This window comes from Phenylobacterium sp. (assembly GCF_035276905.1).
Taxonomy (GTDB): Bacteria; Pseudomonadota; Alphaproteobacteria; order Caulobacterales; family Caulobacteraceae; genus Phenylobacterium.
In genome coordinates this window covers 1-6,300 of sequence record NZ_DATELG010000208.1, presented here as the reverse complement: position 1 = coordinate 6,300, position 6,300 = coordinate 1, and the positions used below count along the sequence as shown (strand labels likewise).

The 6,300-nt window shown below is 70.4% G+C and carries 5 protein-coding genes and 1 pseudogene; 3 read left to right on the top strand and 3 right to left on the bottom strand.

Translation table 11 applies throughout. The annotated features are described in order from the left end of the window. A pseudogene (locus tag VJS38_RS09725) lies at window positions 1-567 on the bottom strand (hypothetical protein); the annotation flags it as partial. Between the two features lie 385 nt (window positions 568-952). Between VJS38_RS09725 and flgK the strand changes: the two are divergent. The 3 genes from flgK to mnmA are packed head-to-tail and all read left to right on the top strand — an operon-like array spanning window position 953 to window position 5,244. Then, window positions 953-3,049, top strand: a complete 2,097-nt coding sequence (gene flgK, locus VJS38_RS09720; protein WP_324087953.1) for a flagellar hook-associated protein FlgK — start codon at window positions 953-955, stop codon at window positions 3,047-3,049. A gap of 17 nt (window positions 3,050-3,066) precedes the next feature. Then, window positions 3,067-4,008, top strand: coding sequence for a flagellin (locus tag VJS38_RS09715; RefSeq protein WP_324087952.1), 942 nt, complete (start codon window positions 3,067-3,069; stop codon window positions 4,006-4,008). A gap of 48 nt (window positions 4,009-4,056) precedes the next feature. Next, complete coding sequence (mnmA, locus tag VJS38_RS09710; RefSeq protein ID WP_324087951.1) at window positions 4,057-5,244, top strand: tRNA 2-thiouridine(34) synthase MnmA; 1,188 nt, start codon at window positions 4,057-4,059, stop codon at window positions 5,242-5,244. A gap of 50 nt (window positions 5,245-5,294) precedes the next feature. Here the strand turns inward: mnmA and VJS38_RS09705 are convergent, their stop codons facing one another. Beyond that, window positions 5,295-5,780, bottom strand: coding sequence for an SRPBCC family protein (locus tag VJS38_RS09705; protein WP_324087950.1), 486 nt, complete (start codon window positions 5,778-5,780; stop codon window positions 5,295-5,297). Between the two features lie 64 nt (window positions 5,781-5,844). After that, a partial coding sequence (locus VJS38_RS09700) for a DUF3617 family protein (protein WP_324087949.1) occupies window positions 5,845-6,300 on the bottom strand: 456 nt, incomplete at its 5' end.

Sequence of the window (6,300 nt, the reverse complement as noted above, 5' to 3'; positions counted from 1 at the left end):
GGCGAGCAGCGGCAGCAGCGCGGTCATGTCGGCGGCGCCGGTCGCGTCCGTCTTGCGGTCGACGTCCTTGGCGGGGCTGGTCTCGCCCTCCGCGGTCTTCACGTCGCCGCGCTGAGAGCCCTTGGCCTGCGGGACGGCGCCGGCGGCGATCTGGGTCGCCGGAACCGGCGGCGTCTGGCCCGCTTGGGCTGTGGCCGCGACGGGCGGCGCGGCGGCGGCGTTCTTGCCCAGCATGGGGTTCGGATCCGGCCCCCCCGTCTTGCCCGTCTGTGCGTCCGAAGCTGCGGCCATCTGGGTCGGGTCGAGGAGCAGGCCCGGAACGGTCGCGCCCGCCTTCGCCGTCCCCATGGAGTCGCTCGCGCCGGTCGGCGCGACGCCTGGGACTGCCGCTCCGGCTTGGGCCGAACCGGCCAAGCCCGCCTGCAGCACGCCCTCGGCGGAGGCGAAGACGGCGTTCATCAGGGCGTCGAATCCGACGAGGCCGCCGGCGCCTGCGCCCCTGCCGGGCTGGGCGCCGCTGGCGCCTGGGGTCATCGGAGCGGTGATGTTGAAGGTGGACGCGGACACAAACGTCTCAAGGCGAGGGCGCGCATCCTGCGCTGGGAGTTCCATGACGCCGCAGCAACGTTCGCGCCAGTCTGCAATGGGCTGATTTTACTAAACTATCTGCCCGACGCCGTCGCCAAGCGGGCGGCCTGCGGCTGAAATTGCCGGGCCTTTCCGGGTATCGCGGGGCCTTCCCTGCCGGGCCGCGAGGGTCCTTGGCGCTCTGGCGCCCCTCTTGCGTCGGCCGTTGCGAGCTCGCCTGGGCCCGAATGGTTTCGGCATTGAAAAAACTTGTGAATTTCGAACGCTACGCGATCGGCGGCAAATTTGACGGAATGTGCGGACACAGAAATGTCCCGGCAGTTTCGTCCGCCCGCGCAGCGTTTGCCGAGCGGAGACTTAAGGGATGTCGCTCAACGCAGCGCTGAGAACGGCGACCTCCGGCCTGCAGGCCGCGCAGATGGGTCTGCGCGCGGTCTCCGACAACATCGCCAACGTCAACACGCCCGGCTACGTCCGCAAGACGGTGCTGCAGGAGCCGACGGTCGTCGCCGGCCAGGGCATGGGCGTCACGGTGACCGGCACCAAGCGGGTCACCGACCAGTATCTCGAGCTGGCCAGCTATACGGCGGCCGGCGAGGCCAGCCGCTGGGGCGCCTTCTCGCAATATATGGACACCGCCCAGGGCCTGTTTGGCGATCCGACCACCGACAACTTCTTCTTCAATCGGCTGGACACGGTCTATTCAGGCTTCGCCGCGGCGGCCAACGATCCGTCCTCGACCCTGCTGCGCAGCCAGTCGGTCGCCAACGTCCAGGACTTCCTCAACGAGGCCCAGCGGATCAACAGCCAGCTGAACTCGCTCAGCGACACCATGGACTCGCGGATCAGCGCCGACATCTCCCAGGTCAACGACCTGTTGCAGCGGATCAACTCGCTGAACGGCGACATCGTCCGCGCCAAGCTGATCCAGCAGGACGCCTCGGGGGCGGAGAACATCCAGTCCCAGCTGGTCAACCAGCTGACCGCCCTGATGGGGGTCAATGTCTCGCCCCACGCCGGGGGCGGCGTCGACATCCGCACCGCCGACGGGCTCAAGCTGGCGGGCGATGGGGCGGTGACCCTCAGCTACAACGTCAGCGCCGGCGCCCCGGGCAACATCACCGCGACCGCCGCGGGCGGCGCGCCGCAGCCGCTGCAGCTCGACAGCGGCGAGATCCGCGGCCTCTTGGACCTGCGCAACACCACCCTGCCGGGCCTGAGCGACCAACTGGGCGAGTTCGTGCAGGGCGCGGTCGACCAGCTGAACGCCGCCCACAACGACGCCAGCACGATCCCCCCGCCCACCACCCTGACCGGCCGCGACACCGGCCTGGACGAGGCCACCGCGCTCAGCGGCTTCACCGGCCAGTCGACGGTCGCCCTGGTGGACTCCTCCGGCGTGATCCAGAAGAGGGTCACCATCGATTTCGACGCCAAGACGCTCAGCGTCGACGGCGGCCCGGCCACCGCCTTCAACCCCGCCAGCTTCGACAGCGACCTGACCGCCGCCATGGGCGGCATGGGCAGCGCCAGCTTCACCAACGGGACCTTGTCGATCTCCGGCGCCGGCGGCCTGGGGGTCGCGATCGACGAGGGGACCTCGCAGAAGGCGGGCAAGGCCTTCTCGCACTTCTTCGGCCTCAACGACCTGGTGCGCTCGTCCGGCCCGGGGACCTATGCGACCGGCCTGTCCCCGACCGACCCCAACGGCTTCACGCCAGGCGACACCATCACCCTTCGCCTGTCGCAGCCGGACGGCAAGACGCTGCAGGACGTCACGGTGACGGTGCCCGGCGGCGGCACGATGGCCGACCTGCTCGCGGCCCTCAACAACACCACGACCGGCGTCGGGCTCTACGGCCAGTTCAACCTCGACGCCCAGGGGCGGCTGAGCTTCGCGGGCTCCCCGCCGGCCAACGCCACCATGTCGGTGGTCGCCGACAAGACCTCCCGCGCCGGCAGCGGCATGTCGATGAGCGAGCTGTTCGGCCTCGGCGCCGGCCAGCGCTCGTCGCGGGCCAGCCAGTTCCAGGTCGATCCGACCATCGCCAGCAACCCGGGCCGGCTGGCCTTCGCCCAGCTGGACCTCAACGTCGCCGCCGGCACGCCCTCGCTGCGCGCCGGCGACGCGCGCGGCGCACAGGCGCTGGCCTCGTCGGGCGAGGTCAACGGCCAGTTCGGCGCCGCCGGCGGCCTCGGCGCGGTCAACATGACGGTGTCGCGCTACGCCTCGGAGTTCTCCGGCTCGATCGCCCGCCAGGCCTCCGACGCCCAGAGCCAGATGGACGCCGCCGACGCGGTGCAGACCGAAGCCGACGCGCGCCGCCAGTCGGCGGAAAGCGTCAACCTCGACGAGGAGCTGGTGAACCTCACCACCTACCAGCAGGCCTTCAACGCCTCGGCGCGCATGATCCAGGCCACCAAGGACCTGTTCGACGTGCTCACCAACCTGATTTCGTGATCTGACGGAGCGTCGCCGTGAACCGCGTCTCGACCGCAGGCAACTACGCCCTCGTGCTGGCCAACCTGACCAAGGCCCAGCAGAGCCAGATGTACTTCGGCAACCAGGTCGCCACCCAGAAGAAGGGCTCGGACCTGAAAGCCTATTCGGCGACCGCCGACACGCTGACCGCCATGCACACGGTGCAGGCCCGGCTGAAGAGCTATCAGGACCAGAACACGGTCGTCGCCGACCGGCTCTCCAGCCAGGACGTGGCGCTGAACCAGGTCACCGACGCCGCCGGCAATATCCGCCAGGCGCTGGCGAACGCGCTGGCCACCGGCAGTTCCGAGACCATGATGACCGACATCGAGGCGCAGGTGTCGAGCGCGGTCGAAGGCATGAACGCGCGCTACAACGGCAAGTACCTGTTCGCCGGCGGCCAGGTGGACACCAAGCCGGTGTCGCTGAACGCCTTGGCCGACCTCACCGATCCGCCGCCGCCGGCGGCGCCGGTCGACACCTCGAGCTTCTTCCACAACGACGACTACAAGATGCAGAACAAGATCGACGACTCCACGAGCGTGACCAGCGGCGTCTTGGCGTCGGACGTCGGCTCGAAGCTGCTCGACGCCCTGCACACCCTGCAAAACTCTCCCGTGGGGCCGTTCAACGGCCCGCTCACGCCCGCCCAGCAGACCTGGATCCAGCAGCAGCTGGCGGGCTGGGACAGCATCCGCTCGGACCTGACCACCCAGACCGCGGCCAACGGCCTGAACCAGAAGCGGCTCGACACCAGCAAGGACAACGTCACCGCCCAGGACACCACCGTCACCGGCATGATCGGCGACGTCACCGACGCCGACATGGGCCAGGCCGCCACCCAGCTGCAGATGGCCCAGATGGCCGTCCAGGCCGCCGCCCACGTCTTCCAGACCCTGCAGGGCGCCTCGCTGCTGAGCATCCTGCCGGCGGGGTGACGGGGTCGCCCCTCGCAAACCGGGGACGCCGCAGCTAAATAGGCGGCCATGACGACCGCTTCCGCCACGCTCAGCGACGCCCCCGACGGCCTGATCGCCGCCGCGCGCGAAGCCGTGGGCCTGCCGGTCGGGACGCGGATCGTGGCGGCCATGTCGGGCGGGGTGGACTCCACCGTGACCGCGGCGCTGCTGGCGCGGGCCGGCTACGACGTGGTCGGCGTCACCCTGCAGCTCTACGACCACGGCGCAGCGATCCAGAAGAAGGGCGCCTGCTGCGCCGGCCAGGACATCCACGACGCGCGAACCGCCGCCGACGCCATCGGCATCCCGCACTATGTGCTCGACTACGAAAGCCGCTTCCGCGAGCAGGTCATCGAGGACTTCGCCGACGCCTATCTGCGCGGGGAGACGCCGATCCCCTGCGTGCGCTGCAACCAGACGGTCAAGTTCCGCGACCTGCTGGACACCGCCCGCGACCTGGGCGCCGCGGCCATGGCCACCGGCCACTACGTCCGCCGCCTGGACGGCCCGGCGGGGCCGGAGCTGCACCGTGCGGCGGATCCGGCGCGCGACCAGAGCTACTTCCTGTTCGCCACCACCGCCGAGCAGCTGGCCTTCCTGCGCTTTCCGCTGGGCGGCCTGCTGAAGCCCGCGGTCCGCGCGGCCGCGGCCGAACTGGGCCTCGCCGTCGCCGACAAGCCGGACAGCCAGGACATCTGCTTCGTGCCGGAAGGGCGCTACACCACGGTGATCGACCGCCTGCGCCCGCACGGCGCCGAGCCCGGCGACATCGTCCACCTCGACGGCCGCACGCTCGGCCGCCACGAGGGCGTCACCCGCTACACCATCGGCCAGCGCCGCGGGCTGAACGTGGCGGTGGGCGATCCGCTGTTCGTGGTGAAGATCGACGCCGACCGCCGCCAGGTGGTCGTCGGCCCGCGCGAGGCCTTGCTGACGCGCGCGCTGAGGCTGAAGGAGACCAACTGGATCGGCGATGCGCCGACCATCGAGGCGGCCTGCGAAGCCGGCCGCCCGGTGCTGGCCCGGGTGCGCTCGACCCGCGAGCCGGCGGTGGGACGCCTGGCGCTGGTCGACGGCGCGCCCGGCGTGGCGTTCGACACGCCCGAGGAAGGCGTGGCGCCCGGCCAGGCCTGCGTGCTCTACGCGCCGCAGGCGCCGACCCGTGTGTTGGGCGGCGGGTTCATCGCCGCGGCGGTGCGAGGCGCGGCCTCCTGATCCACCATCATCCCGGTCTTCGCTTCGCGAAACCGGGATGACGCTCGTTTTCACAAAGTCTTGGCCAGCGCCTCCATCTGTTCGGCGCAGACGCCCCAGCCTTCGTGGAAGCCCATCTCCTGGTGCTGCTTGGTCGCCGCGTCGGTCCAGTGGCGGGCGCGGGCGACATAGAGGGTCTCGCCGTTCCCGGCCTCCTCGAAGGTGATCACGCCGGTGAACATCGGCTTCTCGCTCGTACGCCAGCCCTCGGTGTAGGCGTCGGTGAAGACCAGCTTCTGGTTCGGGACGACCTCCAGGTAGACGCCGTCGTTGGGGAAGGACTGCCCGTCCGGCCCCTTGAAGATCATCTGGCTGGAGCCGCCCGGGCGGACGTCCATCTTCACCACTTCGGCGACCCACGGCTTGGGGCAGAACCACTGGGGGATCAGCGCGGGATCGGTCCAGCAGCGAAAGAGCGCCGCGGCGGGGGCGGCGATCCTGCGGCCGATCACCAGCTCGCGGTCGTTCTCAGGCTTGATGTCGACGGGGACGGCCATGTTCGCTCTCCAAATTCGCTTGAATTGACGGCCTAAGGACGGCGTTGGTTCGCCCGCGCCGACATCACCGGGCCGAAATCTGCAGCAGGTTGATCTTCATGCCGCCGGGCAGGAGCATGTCCCCGGGCCGCATGCCGGCAGGACAGGGCCCCTGCCAGCTGGCCTCCAGCGTCATGGCGTGGGTTCCGTTCATCGACGGCGCGCGGGCGCCGGAGATGGTGCTCTGCGCGCTCACCTTGTAGGCCCTGGAAAAGTCGCCGGTGACTTCGCCGCGGGTCTCGGTCCTGCCGTTCTCGCCCATGTCGCAGGCGGAGGCGAAGGTCCAGCCGCCGCCGACGCGCGGCGTCACCTTGGTGTGGCCGCAGGCGCCCTGGCCGGCGTTCTGACCCCACCAGGTGAAGCGCGCCTCCGTCGCCGCATCGAGGCAGATGCGGCTGGCCTGGGTCATGCCGCGGCTCGAGACCTTCTGCGCCCAGAGGCCCGGTGTCCGCGCGGGCAGGGCGGCCGGCGCCGCGGTCCC

Bases quoted from the DNA above. Each gene is read 5' to 3' on its own strand.
- flgK (WP_324087953.1), top strand. From the start codon at position 953: ATGTCGCTCAACGCAGCGCTGAGAACGGCGACCTCCGGCCTGCAGGCC.
- mnmA (WP_324087951.1), top strand. From the start codon at position 4,057: ATGACGACCGCTTCCGCCACGCTCAGCGACGCCCCCGACGGCCTGATC.
- VJS38_RS09705 (WP_324087950.1), bottom strand. From the start codon at position 5,780: ATGGCCGTCCCCGTCGACATCAAGCCTGAGAACGACCGCGAGCTGGTG.